20 protein-coding genes and 1 pseudogene are annotated in these 16,833 nt (G+C 69.5%); 9 read left to right on the top strand and 12 right to left on the bottom strand.

Annotation, left to right across the window (positions count from 1 at the left end):
- Positions 1 to 32 precede the first annotated feature (32 nt).
- The 5 genes from WMF39_RS22350 to WMF39_RS22370 form a co-directional block, all read right to left on the bottom strand.
- Positions 33 to 665 (bottom strand): hypothetical protein, encoded by a 633-nt coding sequence (locus tag WMF39_RS22350; protein WP_437747483.1) that lies wholly within the window; start codon positions 663 to 665, stop codon positions 33 to 35.
- Between the two features lie 402 nt (positions 666 to 1,067).
- Positions 1,068 to 1,463: a hypothetical protein gene (locus WMF39_RS22355; RefSeq protein ID WP_437747484.1), complete on the bottom strand. Its 396-nt coding sequence runs from the start codon at positions 1,461 to 1,463 to the stop codon at positions 1,068 to 1,070.
- A 226-nt stretch (positions 1,464 to 1,689) separates the two neighbouring features.
- Positions 1,690 to 2,511: a hypothetical protein gene (locus WMF39_RS22360; protein WP_437747485.1), complete on the bottom strand. Its 822-nt coding sequence runs from the start codon at positions 2,509 to 2,511 to the stop codon at positions 1,690 to 1,692.
- A gap of 349 nt (positions 2,512 to 2,860) precedes the next feature.
- Positions 2,861 to 3,433, bottom strand: coding sequence for a hypothetical protein (locus tag WMF39_RS22365; RefSeq protein WP_437747486.1), 573 nt, complete (start codon positions 3,431 to 3,433; stop codon positions 2,861 to 2,863).
- 425 nt (positions 3,434 to 3,858) lie between these two features.
- The gene (locus WMF39_RS22370; RefSeq protein ID WP_437747487.1) at positions 3,859 to 4,026 is read right to left on the bottom strand and encodes a hypothetical protein; all 168 of its coding nucleotides are present in this window, start codon (positions 4,024 to 4,026) and stop codon (positions 3,859 to 3,861) included.
- A 61-nt stretch (positions 4,027 to 4,087) separates the two neighbouring features.
- Between WMF39_RS22370 and WMF39_RS22375 the strand changes: the two genes are divergently transcribed.
- Positions 4,088 to 5,335 (top strand): hypothetical protein, encoded by a 1,248-nt coding sequence (locus WMF39_RS22375; RefSeq protein WP_437747488.1) that lies wholly within the window; start codon positions 4,088 to 4,090, stop codon positions 5,333 to 5,335.
- A 31-nt stretch (positions 5,336 to 5,366) separates the two neighbouring features.
- Here WMF39_RS22375 and WMF39_RS22380 read toward each other — a convergent pair whose 3' ends face one another.
- Positions 5,367 to 5,582: a hypothetical protein gene (locus WMF39_RS22380; RefSeq protein WP_437747489.1), complete on the bottom strand. Its 216-nt coding sequence runs from the start codon at positions 5,580 to 5,582 to the stop codon at positions 5,367 to 5,369.
- 517 nt (positions 5,583 to 6,099) lie between these two features.
- On the opposite strand from WMF39_RS22380, the gene WMF39_RS22385 reads away from it, so the two are divergent.
- From WMF39_RS22385 to WMF39_RS22400, 4 genes are all read left to right on the top strand, one after another.
- Positions 6,100 to 6,495, top strand: coding sequence for a VOC family protein (locus WMF39_RS22385; RefSeq protein ID WP_437747490.1), 396 nt, complete (start codon positions 6,100 to 6,102; stop codon positions 6,493 to 6,495).
- 65 nt (positions 6,496 to 6,560) lie between these two features.
- On the top strand, positions 6,561 to 8,336 hold the full coding sequence (locus tag WMF39_RS22390; RefSeq protein ID WP_437747491.1) for a protein kinase domain-containing protein: 1,776 nt from the start codon (positions 6,561 to 6,563) through the stop codon (positions 8,334 to 8,336).
- 4 nt (positions 8,337 to 8,340) lie between these two features.
- Positions 8,341 to 9,228: a hypothetical protein gene (locus WMF39_RS22395; RefSeq protein WP_437747492.1), complete on the top strand. Its 888-nt coding sequence runs from the start codon at positions 8,341 to 8,343 to the stop codon at positions 9,226 to 9,228.
- The gene (locus tag WMF39_RS22400; RefSeq protein WP_437747493.1) at positions 9,228 to 10,088 is read left to right on the top strand and encodes a formylglycine-generating enzyme family protein; all 861 of its coding nucleotides are present in this window, start codon (positions 9,228 to 9,230) and stop codon (positions 10,086 to 10,088) included. The genes WMF39_RS22395 and WMF39_RS22400 overlap by 1 nt, the downstream gene beginning before the upstream one ends.
- A gap of 128 nt (positions 10,089 to 10,216) precedes the next feature.
- On the opposite strand, the gene WMF39_RS22405 is transcribed toward WMF39_RS22400, so the two are convergent.
- On the bottom strand, positions 10,217 to 10,732 hold the full coding sequence (locus WMF39_RS22405) for a hypothetical protein (protein WP_437747494.1): 516 nt from the start codon (positions 10,730 to 10,732) through the stop codon (positions 10,217 to 10,219).
- A 272-nt stretch (positions 10,733 to 11,004) separates the two neighbouring features.
- Between WMF39_RS22405 and WMF39_RS22410 the strand changes: the two genes are divergently transcribed.
- Entirely contained in the window at positions 11,005 to 11,160 is a 156-nt protein-coding gene (locus tag WMF39_RS22410; protein WP_437747495.1) for a hypothetical protein, read from the top strand.
- 642 nt (positions 11,161 to 11,802) lie between these two features.
- Positions 11,803 to 13,326 carry a hypothetical protein gene (locus WMF39_RS22415; protein WP_437747496.1) on the top strand — a complete coding sequence of 508 codons (1,524 nt, stop codon included), beginning with the start codon at positions 11,803 to 11,805 and terminating at the stop codon, positions 13,324 to 13,326.
- 13 nt (positions 13,327 to 13,339) lie between these two features.
- On the opposite strand, the gene WMF39_RS22420 is transcribed toward WMF39_RS22415, so the two are convergent.
- On the bottom strand, positions 13,340 to 13,471 hold the full coding sequence (locus WMF39_RS22420) for a hypothetical protein (RefSeq protein WP_437747497.1): 132 nt from the start codon (positions 13,469 to 13,471) through the stop codon (positions 13,340 to 13,342).
- 242 nt (positions 13,472 to 13,713) lie between these two features.
- Here WMF39_RS22420 and WMF39_RS22425 point away from each other — a divergent pair, with 242 nt between their 5' ends.
- Entirely contained in the window at positions 13,714 to 13,971 is a 258-nt protein-coding gene (locus WMF39_RS22425; protein ID WP_437747498.1) for a hypothetical protein, read from the top strand.
- A gap of 151 nt (positions 13,972 to 14,122) precedes the next feature.
- Here WMF39_RS22425 and WMF39_RS22430 read toward each other — a convergent pair.
- The 4 genes and pseudogenes from WMF39_RS22430 to WMF39_RS22445 all read right to left on the bottom strand — a co-directional run.
- A pseudogene (locus WMF39_RS22430) lies at positions 14,123 to 14,461 on the bottom strand (integrase core domain-containing protein); the annotation flags it as partial.
- 321 nt (positions 14,462 to 14,782) lie between these two features.
- Positions 14,783 to 15,931: a reverse transcriptase domain-containing protein gene (locus tag WMF39_RS22435; protein WP_437747499.1), complete on the bottom strand. Its 1,149-nt coding sequence runs from the start codon at positions 15,929 to 15,931 to the stop codon at positions 14,783 to 14,785.
- Positions 15,921 to 16,343, bottom strand: a complete 423-nt coding sequence (locus WMF39_RS22440; protein ID WP_437616374.1) for a transposase — start codon at positions 16,341 to 16,343, stop codon at positions 15,921 to 15,923. The genes WMF39_RS22435 and WMF39_RS22440 overlap by 11 nt, the downstream gene beginning before the upstream one ends.
- A complete protein-coding gene (locus tag WMF39_RS22445) occupies positions 16,276 to 16,476 on the bottom strand; it encodes a hypothetical protein (protein WP_437747500.1) in 201 nt (66 codons plus the stop codon). Before WMF39_RS22445 ends, WMF39_RS22440 begins: the two co-directional genes overlap by 68 nt.
- A gap of 47 nt (positions 16,477 to 16,523) precedes the next feature.
- Here WMF39_RS22445 and WMF39_RS22450 point away from each other — a divergent pair, with 47 nt between their 5' ends.
- A complete protein-coding gene (locus WMF39_RS22450; RefSeq protein ID WP_437747501.1) occupies positions 16,524 to 16,814 on the top strand; it encodes a hypothetical protein in 291 nt (96 codons plus the stop codon).
- The last annotated feature ends 19 nt before the right edge of the window (positions 16,815 to 16,833 follow it).

The following is a 16,833-nucleotide window of genomic DNA, read 5'->3' on the forward strand; positions in this document are numbered from 1 at the left end:
GGCTGGGAATGCCATCCCTGACACCGGACGCGTCACTCAGCGGTTGCAGAGGTTGCAGCGGTCGCGCCCCGTTTTGCCAGTTCCTGGCACGGTGCGGCGGCGGCGTCACAGGCGCCCAGCGCGTCTTCGGCGTCGACGGTGATGACTTGATGGTCCGCTGCGCTGCACCCGCACTGCCACCCCAATGCCGGATCTTCCTGCTTACAGCTGATGTTCAACGACGTGTGCAACACGACATCCAGCCCTCCCAAGCTGGACGGCTGTTGGCAATCGAGCTCGGAATAGCAGACGCCACGGCTCGCAGTTCGGTGAACCCGGCTGCAGGTGGCATCGCGAAGCACCGTCTCGGGATGAAGCGACTTGCATGGCTCTGCCAGGTTCGTGCAGATCTCCGAGCCGGACGCATTGCTGGGAATGTCGAAATACACGTCGCTCCAGTCGTCCCAACACCTGCATCCCCACGCGCTGTCCCCGGTGCCTGCGCCGCAGTTGATGATATAACCAGCCGCCGCAGTTTGCGTGACACCGCCCCCGAGGTCCGCCGAGTAGATGCAGGACGTATCGACGACGCAGGGATCCCAAGGCAGCGAAAAGATGGGCGCATGGTGGGATCTAGAGAATACAAGAGCGATCCGGGAGTCAAGTTCGTCGTAGCGGCCGTCCACCGTACAGCCACGTTACACACGTTGGTTAATCTAGAAATCCCTTACACGATCGACCTTCCTCCTGAAAAGTGGCGCCGTATCAGAAAGAATCATCCCTACATCGACGATGAGGCAGCCCTGAGATCAAGGGCTTGAGCGCTCTCTTTGCGCAGCTGGTCGGCTTCAGCTCGGCAGCGGCGGCGCTCGGCGTCGTCAGTGCACGTCGTCTCGGCATGGACGTCTCCCTTGGCCCTGGTGGGGCGTCGTTCCGCTTGCGTCTGAGCGCCTCGTCGCATCCGCAGGAGCGAGCCGTGGCTCGATCGACGATCCGCATTCAAATGCCTCGAATTCTGCTGCCAGCGCGCCCCACGCGAGCGCTGCTGGCAGCTCGATGCGCTGAGGGTCTGACGCAGCGCGCGGCCGTCACCCGCGATCGTCGGCCGCCATGGAGCGCAGGACGCGCTCGGAGGCTTCGGCGTGCTCGAGCAGCAGCGCCGCAAAACCGCGCTGAAGCTCGATCTTGCGGCGCATCCACGCCTCGAAGGCGCCGTGGTCGAAGCGCGCGAGGTCGTGGGGGGCGGCGGGCAAATCGCCCGCAGCCCGCATGGTCTCCGCGGCGCGGCCCGCCGCCTCGCCGATCTCGCGGTAGCCGGCGGCCACCCGGCGCATCGCGTCGTTTTCGAGGCGGGCCTCGGGCGTGGCGCTGCCCACCCAGCGCGCGTGGGCTTCCAGGTTGTCGGCCACGTGTCGGAACAGCTCCGCCAGCCGCTCGGGAACCACCGCGTTGTTCGCCAGATCGCGTCCACAGGGCTCGTCCATCGGTACCTCCTGTCCATTCGCCCCAACGCGCGAGGCGTCGGGTCGTGACCGCAGGCCGCAGTCCAGGAGCGAGAAGTCCAAACGCTATCTGAAATTCAGGCTCCTCGTAGCGGCCGCGCGCTCCCGGCGCGGAAGCGCAAGAACGCGACCGCCTGAGCGCGAGCGGCCAACGAAGCCGAGCGCGCGACGGTCCTCGAGAGGATCGCCGGCGCCGGACCTCGGCCGATCAGATGCTGCACTCCACGAAGCCCTGCGTGTTCGTGGAGACGTTCATCTCCCACCTGGACTGGGTGGCGTCGTACTGGACGACCACGCCGGTGGAGACGCCGCCGCGGAGAATGCCGCCGATCCCCTTGAGCCAGCACGTCTTGCCGTCCACCGCGGGGCCGAGGTTCACCGACCCTGCCTGGATGCCGTGGTAAGCCTCGCCGAGGTAGTCCGTCACCTGTACGCAGCTCGCGTAGCCGGCGACCTTCCCCTGCCCGTGGAGGTACCAAGAGCCGCCGTCTTTCTCCACGCCGATGTAGTCCGACGCGCTGGCGAAGTTGTCGCCGCCCTCGTAGTTGATGACCTGCGTCAGGAAGCAGCGTCGGTTGTTGCTGGTGGACGCGAGGTACACCCTGGGGCTGGTCGTGGTATAGCTGTTGTTGGAGTAACCGACTTGCGTGATCATGGTGCCGGGGTTGGCGAGCCCACCGTAGGCACGAACCGACACACCCGAGTCGGCGTGCGCGAACACGCGCGCCGTGCCGAGCCAGCTGTACATCGCGACGTTGCCACCGTCCCGGAGGTTGCCGGTCACGCCCATGATGTAGGCCGCGTTCCCGCTCCAGGTGCCGAGGTTCTGGAAGGCGTTGCCCGACGTCGCGGTGGCGCTGCTGTACCCGAACGCGGCAAACGCCTGCTCGGCGGTGCCGATCGCCTCGTCCTCGCCCCCGTCGACGTCGCCGTTGCCCTGATCCGGGCTCTCGACCTCGACGTTGCACCCCAGGAGGGCGACGACCGAAGCGACCGACAGCACGCGAAGACAAGCGCGAGCTAGTTGCATGTGCATAGGATGTTCCCCTTTTCGAACGCAGCGGGCCGAGGCGGCGCGCTGCGACGGCAATGCTACGCTGACCCGACCCGGTGACAACGGACACGGGGCTTACGGCTCGCGCGGGGCGGCGTTTTCGAGAAGAGCGCCGAGGACCAGACGACGTTTGCCGTGCGCAGCGAGAGGGGCAAGCGGCAAGCGGCTGGGGCCGTACATCGCGGAGACCGACGGACAAGCTCTCATGGAGCGCCTCACGACGATCCCTGACGACAGATACGCGGCGCTGGAAGAGGAAAAGCTGCCTCGGTCACGGGAAGGTTCGCTGGCCGAACGACTGTGGAGGCGCGCCGGCCACGTCATGTCAGCGATCGCAACCTGCGCCGACCGGCTCGAAGGTGATGCGATCGAAGATGGAGACGTAGTCGGGGGACGGCACGCCCGTGTAGGCGATCATGCCGACCTGAAGCGTCGCCGGCAGATCGGCGCGGGTGATGGGCGCGACCGACGTCGGCCACCCCGTGTCGCCCGGGTGGCGATAGTAGATCGTGAAGGTCGCGCCCGTCCGGCAGAGCCGCAGCTCGGCGTCGGCGGTGAAGGCCGTCTCGCCGTACGTGCTCTTGCTGTTGGTGGTGCTCTTGTGCTCGACGGCGAGCTGGTTCATCTCGGCGTATCCGACCACGCCCAGCACGTAGTTCTCGGAGCTCCCGCTCGGATTCCGGCCCATGAGGCCGCCGACGTCGGCGAACTGGTTCGGCGTCTGGTCGCGGTTCGACGCCCGCCGGGCGTGGACGGTGGCGGTGACCTTGAAGTCGCCGGTCACGAGCTTGTAGACAAGCACGCCCTGGCTCGCCTGGTACCACAGCGCCCCGCCGTGCGGCGTGAGCGAGAGCGCGCCGCCGCCCACCACCACGTCCGCGAGGTCGGGCCGCAGCACGGTCCAGTCCGGCGAGAGCGCGCTGCCTTCGAACTCGTCGCCGGCCGGGAACGCGCCGCCCGTGCCACCGGTCGGCGCCGCGCCCGCCGTGCCGGCGCCGCCAGCTCCCGCTGCGCCGCCCGCGCCGCTGACGGGACGTTCTTTATCTGCGATCGACCACCTCCGGGCGAAGGCAATGCGCGCCAGGACGCTGTTGACCGCGGTCGGCCTGAGGCGCAGGGCCTACGTCGCGGCGGTGGCGCGTGCGCTACGGTCATGCTGATGTTGCCGTCGAGCGTTCGGGCGATCGACACGGATTCACAACGGAGGCATTGGATGAACAGCACTCGATGGGTGTTTTTTCAGAACGGCGGATCGCGCGGACGCGGTGCTGCGCTGCTCCCCGCAGCATGCCTCGCGGCATGCTCCTCGGTCGTCATTCCGGATCAGCGCAGCGGAGGCACAGGCGGCGACGGCGGCGCGACCAGCACCGGAGGCGCGGAGACGGCCACAGGCACCGGAGGCGCGGAGACGACCACAGGCACCGGAGGCGCGGGAACGACCACGGGCACCGGAGGCGCGGGAACGACCACGGGCACCGGAGGAACAGTCACGCCGGACGATCTACCCTGGAGCAAGACGATCGCGGGTTCCGGAGCGGAGAGTCCCCGCGCCGTGGCGGCAGATTCAAAAGGGAACGTCTTCTTGTCGGCCGAGATCTACGAGTCGACCGATCTCGGCTGCGGCCCCTTGAGCGCAGCGTCAGGGCCCCTCGACGCCCTGGATATCGGCGCCTTCGTCGCCAAGCTCGACGCGTCGGGTACCTGCCTCTGGAACGTCGCCTTGCCGAACACGGCGAGCGGCATCGCAAAGTACTCGACCCTCGCCGCCGACGCGCAGGGCAATCTGCTCGCCGCAGGCCTGGCCCGTGGCACCTTCGACCTCGGCGCGGGTCCCATGGCAGGCGCGACGGAGGGCCAGGATATCCTGGTCGCAAAGGTTGACCCCGATGGCCGCCTCCTCTGGGCGAAGCGCTTCGGTAACGATGCCGTTCAGCTCGCGCCCCACATCGCGGTCGACCGAGCCGGGAACGCGGTCGTCACCGGCGGCGCGAGGGGATCCATTCCCATCGGCGACGAGCCGTTCGTGGGCGCCGGCGGCGTCGATGCCTTCGTGCTGAAGCTCAATCCCGCCGGCGAGGTGCTCTGGGGGAAGCTCTTCGGAGATCACGACTACCAGGCCTGCAGGGGCGTCGCATTGGACAGGCAGGGCAATGTGCTCGTCATGGGCGATTTCGGCGGAACCATTGATTTCGGCGGTGGCCCCCTCGTCAGCGCGGGGGACCGAGACATCTTCGTGGCAAAGCTCGACCCCGACGGCACCCCGCGCTGGAGCAAGCGCTTCGGCGGTGCGCTCAATCAGACCGGCCTCGACATCGATACCGATGAAAATGGGGATCTGCACGTCCTCGCGGCGCTCAGCGGCACGGTGGACTTCGGCGGAGGCGCCCTCGCCACGAGCTCTGGTATCGCTGTCGCGAAGCTCGATCCCGACGGACAGCACATCTGGAGCAGGCAATTCGGCGACGGCATGAGCGTGGTCCATCACCAGATCGCGGTGGACGATCAGGGCAACACCGTGCTGACGGGCTGCTTCGACGGCACGATCGACTTCGGCAACGGGCCTATCGGCAGCGGCGACGGCGCGGTGGAAGAGGCTTTCGTCGCCAAGCTCGACCCCCACGGGGACGCGGTCTGGAGCCGATGCTTCAGCGGCGCCGGAGCGCAGTTCGGATGGGATATCGACACAGACCCCGGGGGCAACGTCTTCGTTCTCGGCGGATTCGAGGGCACGGTCGATCTCGGAAACGGCCCGATCTCCGCCCAGATGCGAGATGTCTTCCTTCTGAAGCTCTCGCCCTGATCTGTGCCTTCATAAGAAAGCCCTTGGGCTTTCAAGCTGATCGGGTGCGCCACCCGCCAAGGGCGACGATCGCGCTGCGAAGTACGATGTCGAGCAGCTCCTCGAGATCTGCGCCGAGGATCGCGAGCGGTGGAGCCAAAGACATCTTGTCGGTGCCCGCGTACCAGTACTCCTCGGCGGCGCGCAGCCTCCGCTCGGCGTTCACGACGAGCGTGTACGCGGCGTCGCGGAGCTTGCGCGAGCGCACCGCCTCGAGAGAGAGCGTCTTGTCGGCCGAGGCCCGCGGATCTCCTCGCGCGTGAGCGGGGGCTCGTCCTCGGCGAACGGCGTGCGCGGAAGAAGTACGTGGTCGACCTCGGAGACAGAACCGAGATCGCCTCACTCGAACACGATATCGGCGCTGCCCGAGGCGTGGGCCAGGCGCTCGGGCGGCGCGCCGGTCACGCGGACGTCGCCCGAGCCCGCTCAGACGCACGAGCCGGGCGAAACGGATCGTCAAAACTGAGGGGCGGCACCAGCAGCAGCCGCCCGATCCGCTTATCGTCACGGGCGATTGGTGAATTGCGCACTATCCTTGTGCGTCGAGAAGCCAGCACAAGATCTGCCCGGAGCGCGGCATCACCTATCCGCCCCAGAGCCCGTTCCGCGCTCTCGATCCTCGCGCGCAGCCGGCGGACCGCCGGGCTCGCGGGCGGCCGCTGCGCCGCCCGGCGCTCGCGCCTTGCCTTCCGGTCCGGCGCAGCGCACCTTCGCGCCCAGCGACCATGCCCGGCGACGATCCCTACGTGATGCCCTCCTACGTCAAGCTCCTCGTCACCGACGCGGAGCGCTCCGCCTCGTTCTACGAGCTCCTCGGCTTCAGCCGCGTCCACCAGGATCCGGTGTTCGTCCACCTGCGCTGGGCACGTTATGCCGATCTCTTCCTCGTCGCGACGCCGCCGGGGGTCTCGCTCGCCGGGCAGCACGGCCTCGGCGTCATCGTCTGCTTCAGCGCCGCCGGCGACCGCGGCATCGAGACCATCGCCGCGCGCGCCGCGGCGGCCGGCGCCGCCGTCGACGGGCCGCGCGACCAGCCGTGGCACACACGGGAGGTCGTCGTCACCGACCCCGACGGCTACCGCCTCTGCTTCGTCGAGCCGAGCACGCCCCTCCCGAGCTGAGGCCCACTGCCCGCGCCGGCGCCTCCCAGGCGGCGCCGGGCGCGCTCGTGTATCATCCCACCGGCATGTCGCCGGAGCCGTCGCAGCCCAGGCCCATCGGGCGGTATCTGCTGTACGGCGCGATCGCATCCGGCGGGATGGCCTCCGTGCACCTCGGCCGGCTCGTCGGCGACGCGGGCTTCTCGCGCACCGTGGCCATCAAGCGGCTGCACCCCGCGCTCGCCGAAGCGCCCGAGATCGCCGAGAGCCTGCGCGACGAGGCCCGCATCGTCGCGCGCATCCAGCACCCCAACGTCGTCGCCATGGTCGACCTCCTCCTCGCCGAGGACGAGGCGTTCCTGGTCATGGAGTACGTGCGGGGCGAGTCGCTGGCGCGGCTGCTCCGGGCGGCGCGCGCGGGCGGCGCGCCGGCGCCGGTGCCCATCGTCGCGAGCATCGCGTGCGGCGCGCTCCACGGCCTGCACGCGGCCCACGAGGCGCGCAGCGAGTCGGGCGAGCCGCTCGGCATCGTGCACCGGGACGTCTCGCCCGAGAACGTGCTCGTCGGCGTCGACGGGACGGCGCGGCTGCTCGACTTCGGCATCGCCAAGGCGCGCGGGCGGCTCAGCACCACCCGCGGCGGGCAGATCAAGGGCAAGCTCGCGTACATGGCGCCCGAGCAGCTCCTCTGCGCCGACGTGACCCGGCGGACCGACGTGTTCGCGGCGGGCGCGGTCCTCTGGGAGGCGCTCGCAGGCCGCCGGCTCTTCGACGGCGGCGACGAGGGCGACCTCATCCGGGCCGTGCTTGAAGAGCCGATCCTGCCCCCGAGCTCGCTCGCGGCGCACGTGCCGCCTGCGCTCGACGCCATCGTCCTCCGTGCCCTCGAGCGGAACCCGGAGGGCCGCTACCCGACCGCCCGCGAGCTCGCGGTCGCCATCGAGGACGCCGTCCCGCTCGCGTCGCCGCGCGTCGTGGGCGAGTGGGTGGAGGCGCTCGCCGGCGACGCGCTCGCGCGGCGGGCGGCGCGCGTCGCCGCCATCGAGAGCGCGTCGGCGGGGATCCCGAGCGGCCCGGCGACGGCCAGCTCGGGCGCGGCCGCGCGGGGTCCGTCGGGCGCGCCCAGCGACGGGGCAGAAGACAAAGGCGAGCCCGCGCCGCCGGGCGGCCCGGCGCGGGGGCTGGCAGAGACCGCGCCCTCGATCCCGTCGAGGGCCCTCGATCAGGGGACGCCGGCGGCTGAGTCCCCGCCCGGATCGGTGACGTCCAGCGGGATCTCGCTGGGACTGCCTGCGACCGACGGCGCGCGGCGCGATGGTCCGCCCCCCACGGCGAGGAAGCGCGCGCGCCCGCTGCTCGCGCTGCTCGGCGCGCTGCTCCTCGGCGGCGCGGCCGCGCTCGCGGCGCAGTCGTGGCGCCGCGCCCCTCCCGGCCCGGAGGACGCCGCGCGCGCGGTCCACGCGCCCGCGGCGCAGCCGGCCGGCGCCTCGGCGGCAAGCGCGGCGAGCGCCGTCGCGGCGAGCCCATCGAGCACCGCCGCGGCTGACACGGCGAGCGCCAACGTGGCGAGCCCGACGAGCACCGTCGCGGCCGGCCCGGCGAGCGCCGCCACGGCCGGCCCGGCGAGCGCCGCCACGGCCGGCCCGGCGAGCGCCGCCGCGGCTGATCCGGCGAGCGCCGCCGCGGCCGGCCCGGCGAACGCCGTCGCGCCAGCGCCCGCACAGCGCCCGGCGCGCCCTGCAGCCGGCGCGCGCGCGCCGGCCCCCGCGGCACGCACGACCCGCGCCGACGCCCAGCGCTGCTCCCCGCCGTATACCGTGGACAAGGCCGGCATACGCCGGCTCAAGCCTGAGTGCCTGTGAACCGATGAACCCTCCGTGTCCCGCCCGCGCCCGGCTCGCGCTCTCCCTCGCCGCCGCCGCGGCGCTCTCGCTCACCGGCGCGCGCGCAGATGCCGCGCCGCACAAGCAGGCGTGCGCCGACGCCTACGAGCGCGCGCAGGGCCTCCGCCACGACGGCCGGCTGATCGAGGCGCGCGCCGCGCTGGTCGTCTGCTCGCAGCCGAGTTGTCCGGCGGCCGCCGTGGCCGACTGCGGGCCGTGGCTCGCCGAGGTCGAGCAGAGCCTGCCCTCCGTGGTCGTCGCCGCGAGGGACGCGCACGGGCGAGAGCGCCTCGACGTGCGCGTGCTCGTGGACGGGCGCCCCCTCGCCGCGGCGCTCGACGGCAAGGCGCTGCCGGTCGACCCGGGTCCGCACACCTTCCGCTTCGAGCCCGCGACGGGCCCCGCCGTCGAGGAGCGCGTGCTGATCCGCGAGGGCGAGAAGAACCGCCTGCTCACCGTGACCCTCGGCGCACCTTCGGCCGGCGCGCCAGCCTCGCCTCACCCGCTCGCCCCGCTCGCCCCGCGCGCCGCGCCGCCCGCGGAGCCCTCGGTCCCGGGGCTCGTGTGGGCCTCCGGCGCCGTCGGCGTCGCTGGGCTCGCGGTGTTCGCCGTCGCCGGCGCCCTCTCGCTGAGCGCCGAGGCCGACCTGCGCGCCACGTGCGCCCCGCGCTGCGCGGAGGGCGAGGTGCGCGCCATCCGGGTCCAGCACGCAATCGCCGACGTCGGCCTCGGCGTGGGCGTCGTCGCGCTGGGCGCCGCGGCGTGGCTCTACATGACCCGGCCGGCCGCGGCGCAGCCCCCGAAGGCCGGCGCGACGGCGCTCTGGCCGTTCATCGCCGGCAACGCCGCGGGCGTCGCGGGGGCCTTCTGATGCGCCCGTCGGCCCGCGCCCGCGGCGGCGCCGCCGCCCTGGCGGCGGCCCTCCTCTCGGCGTGCTCGCTCGCGCGCCCGCTGCACGGCCTCACCTGCGAGCCCGGGGCCGGCAACGCCTCGTGCCTGTACGGCCAGCCCTGCGACGCCAGCGCCGACTGCACGACGGCCGCGTGCACCGAGGGCGTCTGCCAGTGCCCCGCCGGCATGGTGACGATCGAGAGCTCGTTCTGCATCGATCAGACCGAGGTGTCGAACGCCGCCTACCGCGCCTTCCTCGCCACGCAGCCGGACGTCGCGGCGCAGGAGCCGTTCTGCTCGTTCAACAGCACCTTCGATTTCGACGACACCGGGCCCGACGCGCCCCTCGTGTGCACGGCGCGCCGCAAGGAGGACGAGCACCCCGCCACCTGCGTCGACTGGTGCGACGCGCGCGCCTTCTGCAAGAGCCACGGCAAGCGCCTCTGCGGCGAGCGCCACGGCGGCCCGCTGCCGTTCCGCGGTGACATGGCGCAGGGCGAGTGGTTCGACGCGTGCAGCAAGCACGGCGCGCTCGCTCACTCCACCGGCGAGTTCGACGCTCTCCAGTGCAACGGCGACAGCACCGAGACGGTGCCGGTCGGCGACGACACCAGCCTGGCGTGCGAGGGCGGCTATCTCGGCCTGCAGCACATGAGCGGAAACGTCCGCGAGTGGGAAGACGCGTGCTCCGACGACGTCGGCTCCGGCGACCTCTGCAGGACCCGGGGCGGGGCGTTCGACAGCGAGGGAACGCTCGAAGAGCTCCGGTGCGACGCGCGCGACGAGCGCGAGCGCGCCGACACCGATCATACCATCGGGTTCCGCTGCTGCAGCGGGTAGCGCGGCGACGACGCCGGCGGCCGCGGGCTCTCCCGAGATCGCTCGCGCGCGGTGGTTGCATACCGAAGCGCCCCGGAAGGCCTCCGACAAAGCGCTGTTGGCAGGCAGCAGGCTTCGGGCGCCGCCGCTCACTTCACGCAGGTGCGCTTGTCCTGGTAATCACAGCTCGGCACGCCGGCATTCACCACCGTCTCGGTGAAGCCAGGGTAGCAGATCGGATCGCACGTCGCGTAAGCCCCACTCGGGTACGGCACCGCGCCACACGAGATCCGATCGTAGATCCCGGCGCAGTAGCTCGGCCCGCTCTGCGAGCTGCTCACGTACCAGCCGGGCGGACAGGCGACGGAGGCGCCGCAATGCGCGAAGGACGCCCGCGTGGCCCAGGGGATGAGCTCGCAGCGGTAGGCCTCGCCATTCGCGCAGCCGAGCGCGCTGCCCTGGCTCAGCGACACGGAGTGCGTGGTTTCACCGCTGACGCACGCCGCGCACTGCCACCCGGTCAGCGCTTGCGCCCCCGTCGCGCTCGGCTCGGCCAGCGCTGCGTCCTCCCCGTCGGCCGCGCCGAGACAGCCGGCGGCTCCCGTCAGGGCCATGACCAGCCCGAGCCCAGACACCCCCATCGTCAACCGCGAGAAGCTCTCCATGCTCGTCCTCCGATGCGATCCCCCGCCACCAACGACGTGACCCATGGAGAGGACACCGCAAGAGCGTAAGGGACGCAAGGGAAAGCGATATCCACCTGCTGGAGAGCTTACGAGATTTCGCTGCGATGATCCCTCGGCGACATCTTCTCTGACACGGGGGGGACGATGACGCCGCTCCGAAACGCAAGCGTGGCGGCTATCGACCGTGAGCCGAGCTCTTGCGCCGCACATTTGCGATCGATGTCCTAGAGTGCCCAACTTGCAAGGGGCGGATGAAGCTCGTCGCCCTGGTGACCGAGCCAAGGAACATCGCCCGCTTTCTCTCCGCGCTCGGCGAGCCGACCGATGTTCCAGCACGCTCTCCCAGCGTCCACGCGGCGGCCACCGTACTGGAAAAGCACCGTTGTGCGCCGCAAGGCGCCCGGTGACGCCCCATAGCGTCTCGCGACGCGCCTCCCGGGCCAGACCAACGCCCGGACGGACACGTGTGCCCACGGCACGCCGATGCGCCCCGTAGCGCGCTCGGCGCCGCCCGGACCACGCTCTTTCGACCCAGGACCGAGCCATCACGACGCTCGCGGTCCCACCCTTTCGGGTTGCCGTGCTACACCTCTTCGCGCTGCGCTCCGGCTTCTTTTACCTGCGCGCTCGCGCTGCGCTCCGGCTTCTTTTATCTACGCGCTCGCGCTGCGCTCCGGCTTCTTTTACCTATGCGCCCAGGGTGGCGGCGCGGGCATGAGGCATCCGGCGTCCTGGGCTCACGGGATCGCCATTGCTCGTCTTGTCCTCCCCCATCGTGACCAGAGCGGAGGTACGCGCAAAGCTCGCCGTCCACGCTCGAGACGAGCATGAGGCATGAGCGCGCTTGTCGCCACAAGACCGATAAGCTAGATTGGCAGGGCTTCGCGCCGGTCGAGGGCGCGAACCAGCGCGCCGACGAACGGCGTAGGCACAAGGCTCCGTCAAGCGGCCCGACGAGAGGCGTGCCCTCTGCCGCGATTGCCGTGTTGCCAGGGTCGTCCGGCCTTTGAGGCGTGCCCCTGCGAGTGCATCAATCAGGTGGAGAAAGTATGAAGAAGTCGATCCTGTCGTCGGCCGGTCTGGCCTCCGTCATGGCCGCTGGCTCTGCCATGGCGCTCCCCGTCGGCGCGCCGCTCCCGGTCCCCGTGGACCTGACCCCCACCCCTGTCGGCGGGTCGCTGGGCGCGTGCGTGCAGAACGCCCAGGGACCGCTCTTCAGCGCCGTTGGTGACGCGATGAGCGAACCCACGGCGTTGGCGCAGATCGTCGGCCAGAGTTACGATGGTATTGGCTTCCTCGGCTCGAGCTGCGGCTGTTTGCCGCCCGACACCAACGCGGCCGTGGGCAACAATTTCGTCGTCGAGACGGTCAACGTCCAGATCCGCGTCTTCAACAAGACCACGGGGAGCATTCTGCTCGACGAGCCCCTCTCGACGTTCTTCGGGGCGTTCTCTGGCGGCGACCCCTACGTGGTGTACGACGACACCGCCGACCGCTGGTACGTTTCGGCCTTCGACAGCACTGGCGAGGGGCTGTTCCTGGCGGTGTCGAACGACGGCAACCCGCTCCACGGATTCAAGCCGACGTACCACCTCACAGGCGTCGGCGGTTTCCCCGACTACGCCAAGCTAGGCTTCAACAAGGATGCCATCTTCATCTCTTATAACGACTTCGGCAGCGGCGGCGCAGCGGCCGCGATCGCCTCGATTGACAAGGCGGCAGCCTTGTCGGGTACCCTGATCTATTACGTCTCGCATCCGATCTTCCAGTTCCGGGCGATGCCGCCGGCCCAGATGCACGGCGATGAGGCGGGCGGCGTGGAGTGGTTCGTCTCGACCGACGGCACGGATTTTGGTGGCAGCACCATCCGTGTCACCAAGATGACCAACTACCTCACCAACGCGCCGAGCTTCACGTACACGTCGCTGCCAGTCGCGCAGTACCGCAACGCCGAGAGGGCCGATCAGCCAGGCGGCAGCGTCACTACCTTTCCGAACACGACGACCACTCAAGTCCAGTACCGCAACGGGCACCTGGTGACGGCGATGGCCTCGAGCACCGCGGCGGATGGTTTCGTCTACCCCAAGGGCCTGTACTATCAGATCGACGTGTCGTGCGGCGAGCCCACGCTCCTCCAGGAGGGTGTGATCGATCCCGGCGAGGGAGTGGCGGTCCAGATGCCGTCCGTGGATGAGGACAGCAAGGGAGGCCTGGGCTTGACCTGGATGGAGTCGTCGAGCAGCGAGTACCTCTCGATGTGGGTCGGCACCATCATCAAGCCCGTCGGCCAGCTCGCCGCCACGGTCGTGGCTCCGGGCGGCGGCTTTTTCTTCTACAATTTCCGGATAGGTGATTACAGCACGACGGTGCTCGACCCGTCCGATGGCAGGACCTTCTGGTCGGCCAATGAGTACATCGGGCCCGACGGTGACATTGACATCTGGCGGACGCATATCGCGTCCTTCATCGCTGGGCCTGTATCCAGGGACCAATGCAAGCACGGCGGCTGGGAGAATTTTGGCTTCAAGAACCAGGGGCAATGCATCGCGTTTGTGAATCGCCCCCACGGCTGAAGAGCGCGGGCGCTCAGTCGCAGCGCCCGGGGCGGACGATGCCCTTGACGTCCATCGAGCGCGGGCCCTTCGTCGCGCGCACGTCGACGTCGTAGGCGCCGTTCGGCGCGACCTCACCTTCTGCGAGGAGATCGCGACGTCCCAACAGCCCCGAAGACCTGACCCGCGAGCCCCCCCGTCCGCCCGCCGCCCCCATTGCGCCCCCAGGGGCCGTGGGCGATAAGCACCGCCGATGAAGAGGCTCCGCGCGCTCGGCCTGGGTCTGCTGGTCCTCTCGACATGGGCGCGCGGCGCCGCGGCGCAGCCGGCCGCGCTCTTCACCGATCGGACGCGGGACGGGATGATCACCGACACGCGGCGCCGCTCGCCGGTAAAGGAGGCGAGCCCGTGCTCCTCTGGAGCGGCTGGACCGGGATCCGCAAAGGGGAGCACGGCGAGGAGCGGGCCAGCGTCGTGCTCGACGAGCCCGCGGCCTCCGGCAAGGGGCGGCGGATCCTCGTCGGCGAGAAGCACGAGGACGTGAGCATCTGCGGCCGGCCGTCGCTCGTCGGCGTGAAAGAGCTGAGCCCGGCGACGCTCGAGCTCGTGCGCGGCGCGACCGTGCAGAACCTCGGCCAGGTGGAGCCTATGAGCGGATCGCGTTGAGGGACGCGCTCCGCCTATGGGACCCGGGCGGTTGCGGTCGCTGCGGCTGCGCCATGGCGGTGGGCGCAGCGACGGGCTCGGAAGCGGCGCTGGTCGTGTCCGTGCGCGGCGGCGCCGCGTCCTCGCATGCGGCGTCGTCGACGGATAGCGGGTTGATGGCTACCGAAGCGGGCGGCCTGCGTACGACGGGCGGACCGTTCGGGAAGCGTCCTGGATGCGCGGCGTAGGCCGCATCGAGGGCGACCTGTCGACGGGCCGCGATATCTTCAACGCGGCAGTAGAACACATCAGCAGGAGTGAAGAGCCCAAGGCCAGAATGCTGATGAAGGTCGTTATACCAGCTGAAGAACTCCTGGCACCACGCGCGTGCATGAGCCAGCGAGGCGAAGCGATCCGGATAGTCGGGTTGGTACTTGAGCGTCTTGAACTGCGCCTGGGAGAACGCGTTGTCATCGCTGACGTGAGGCCGGCTGAAGCTACGAACGACGCCACTCGGGCGGGGAGCAGCGCCCTGCGCCGCTGGGGCGGGGGTAGGATCGACCGATCGGAGATGGGAAGGCTTCGGCACGGGTCAGGTCCATTCTCCGCCCTCTCACCACAGATTTCCAGGGGGAGCCTGATAGAGTCGAGCACCGACGCGGTAGCATGAGGTCGCGGGGAGTTGCTGTTTCCGGTCGCTTTCGCGTGCTGCGCCGGTGCCTCAATCCGCGCCATCGCCCCGTTTCCGGTGCCCGCTCATCGAACCGGACGTGACCATCTCGATCATCCGGCTCTCGGACGGGTTTCACGGCAAGGCATTCGCTTCTACGAGTCATGGGAGGTGTTCCATCGACAAGACTCCAAGCTCTCCGAAGATCTTCTCTTTGGGGAACTGCCGGCAACCGCGTCCCGCCACCTTGTGCCGACGTCGAAGAAACGCACGCATGCGTTCTTCGACGTGAAGGTCCATGGCGTGGCGAGCCCTGGTGCGCGAGCCATAGCAGAAGTAGTTTGCCCACCCGCGCAGCACGCGGTTCAAGGCTTTGACGACGTCTGCTATGACCGCTTGATTCCCGGGCCGTAGCCGCGCGCGCACGGCTTCCCGCAGACGAGCCACGGCCTTGTTCGAAGGTCGTGCCCCGTTGTACTTACCCCTGGTCCGCGGCGAGTGCAGCGGGCCGAAGGTGTATCCGAGGAAGTCGAAGTGTTCGCGCCGAGCATCGCGGACGCTTGTCTTGGCTTCGTTGATCGTCAGGCCAATCCTCGTCATCCATTGCCGGACGATATCGAGGACTTTCCGTGCGTTGCCGCCGCAAAGCACCACAAAATCATCTGCGTAGGTAACGAGCTCGGCTCGATACTTCGTTGCCAAACCATGCATCCGAAACGCCTTGATGAAGCGGTGCATATAGATATTCGCCAGTAGTGGCGAAGCCACACCGCCCTGCGGCGTGCCGCATCGCCTCGCTGCAATCGCGGTGAGCGGAGATCCAGCTCGATGATGGCCATCACAGAGCCGGATCTTCCGGCCGTCAAACAGCCTGCTCGGTAACAGAGGCAGCCACGCGATCAAGGCGCGAGCGATCGCGCGGCGAACGGTCGCGAGCGAGTCGGCGAAGTGACGCTCAGGCCGCGAAGCGGAGCGGGTGGGCGTGACCTTCGGCGTCTGCCGAGGGAAAAAAGACCGATCACGCTCGGCCACGATGAAGGCGTAACAGCACAGGACGACGGAAACATGGTGGTGCCAGCCTCGGAATCGCCGCCCTTCGAAGTGATCGAGCCCCAGCTCGCCCTTCATCTCTTCGTAGGCCTGCTCAGTTCGGTAGCGCTCCTTGTACTGGCGTACGATCTGCTTCTTGGACATCTTGGTCCCCAGCGTCGTGACCGCGAACTTCGAGGGATCGCTTTCGCCGAACGGCCACTCGATGAGCAGCCACAGCGGTTCGTGCTCCTCGACCGGGATGCCATCGTCAATCGTCATTGGCGAGCCGAACGCGGCGCAAGGCGAACCGCGACGCGAGCTTCTTGCCCGTACCTTCGCGCCATGTGATCCGACGAAACGCCTTTTTGCCAAGCTTGCGCGCGAGCTCGTCGGCTGTCATGGGCGTCTTGTTCCAGCGCCCGCCGGGACCGAGGGCGACGACCATCGTCGTCGAGTCCACACCGACGGGGTAGTCGAAGCCGAGCAGGCGCACGGTGTCGCGAAACTTTGCCGAGCGACCGTAGACGGCGTCCGCAAGCACGAGCTGACCCGGCACGTTGTCGGCCGCAGCGCGCTCGATCGCGTCGAGTGCCAGATCCACCTTGCTCTTGAACTGAATGCCGTCAGGGATCTGCGCTTCGCGCCGGCGACTTGGATCGTTGGCACACTCCCAACGCGGCGATCGGCTCAACGCTCTTGCGTTCCAGATCGCTGAGAAGCCCCAGCGTGTAGCTCGCAAACGCCTCCCGGCGCTCGGGATGACCGAGGACCGTGCCAATGCCGTCAATGTACTGCTGAAGCCGCTCCTCCGCAGCGGCGTCCATGATGTATTCCATAGTCCACCGCGACGCCCGCGGCCTGCATCGTCGTGATGACGCTCGTGATCCTCGGCGGCCTCGGCTTCCCGGTGCACGACGAGCTCCTGCGCCGGGCCAGGCTGCGGCTCCGGGGCGAGCGCCCGCCGCGGCTGTCGCTGCACAGCCGGGTCGTGCTGATCACGACCGCGCTGCTGCTCGCGGTCGGGGCCGCGGGCTTCCTGGCGCTCGAGTGGTGCCGGTCGATGGACAGCCTGTCGTGGCCGGTCAAAGTGCTGGCGAGCCTCTTCCAGTCGGCGATGACGCGGACGGAGGGCTTCAACGAGGAGCGCGTGGGTATCGGGTGAGCGCGGCGCCGGTCCGGGT

The sequence above is a fragment of the Sorangium sp. So ce1504 genome, assembly GCF_051521635.1.
Lineage (GTDB): Bacteria > Myxococcota_A > Polyangia > Polyangiales > Polyangiaceae > Sorangium > Sorangium cellulosum_B.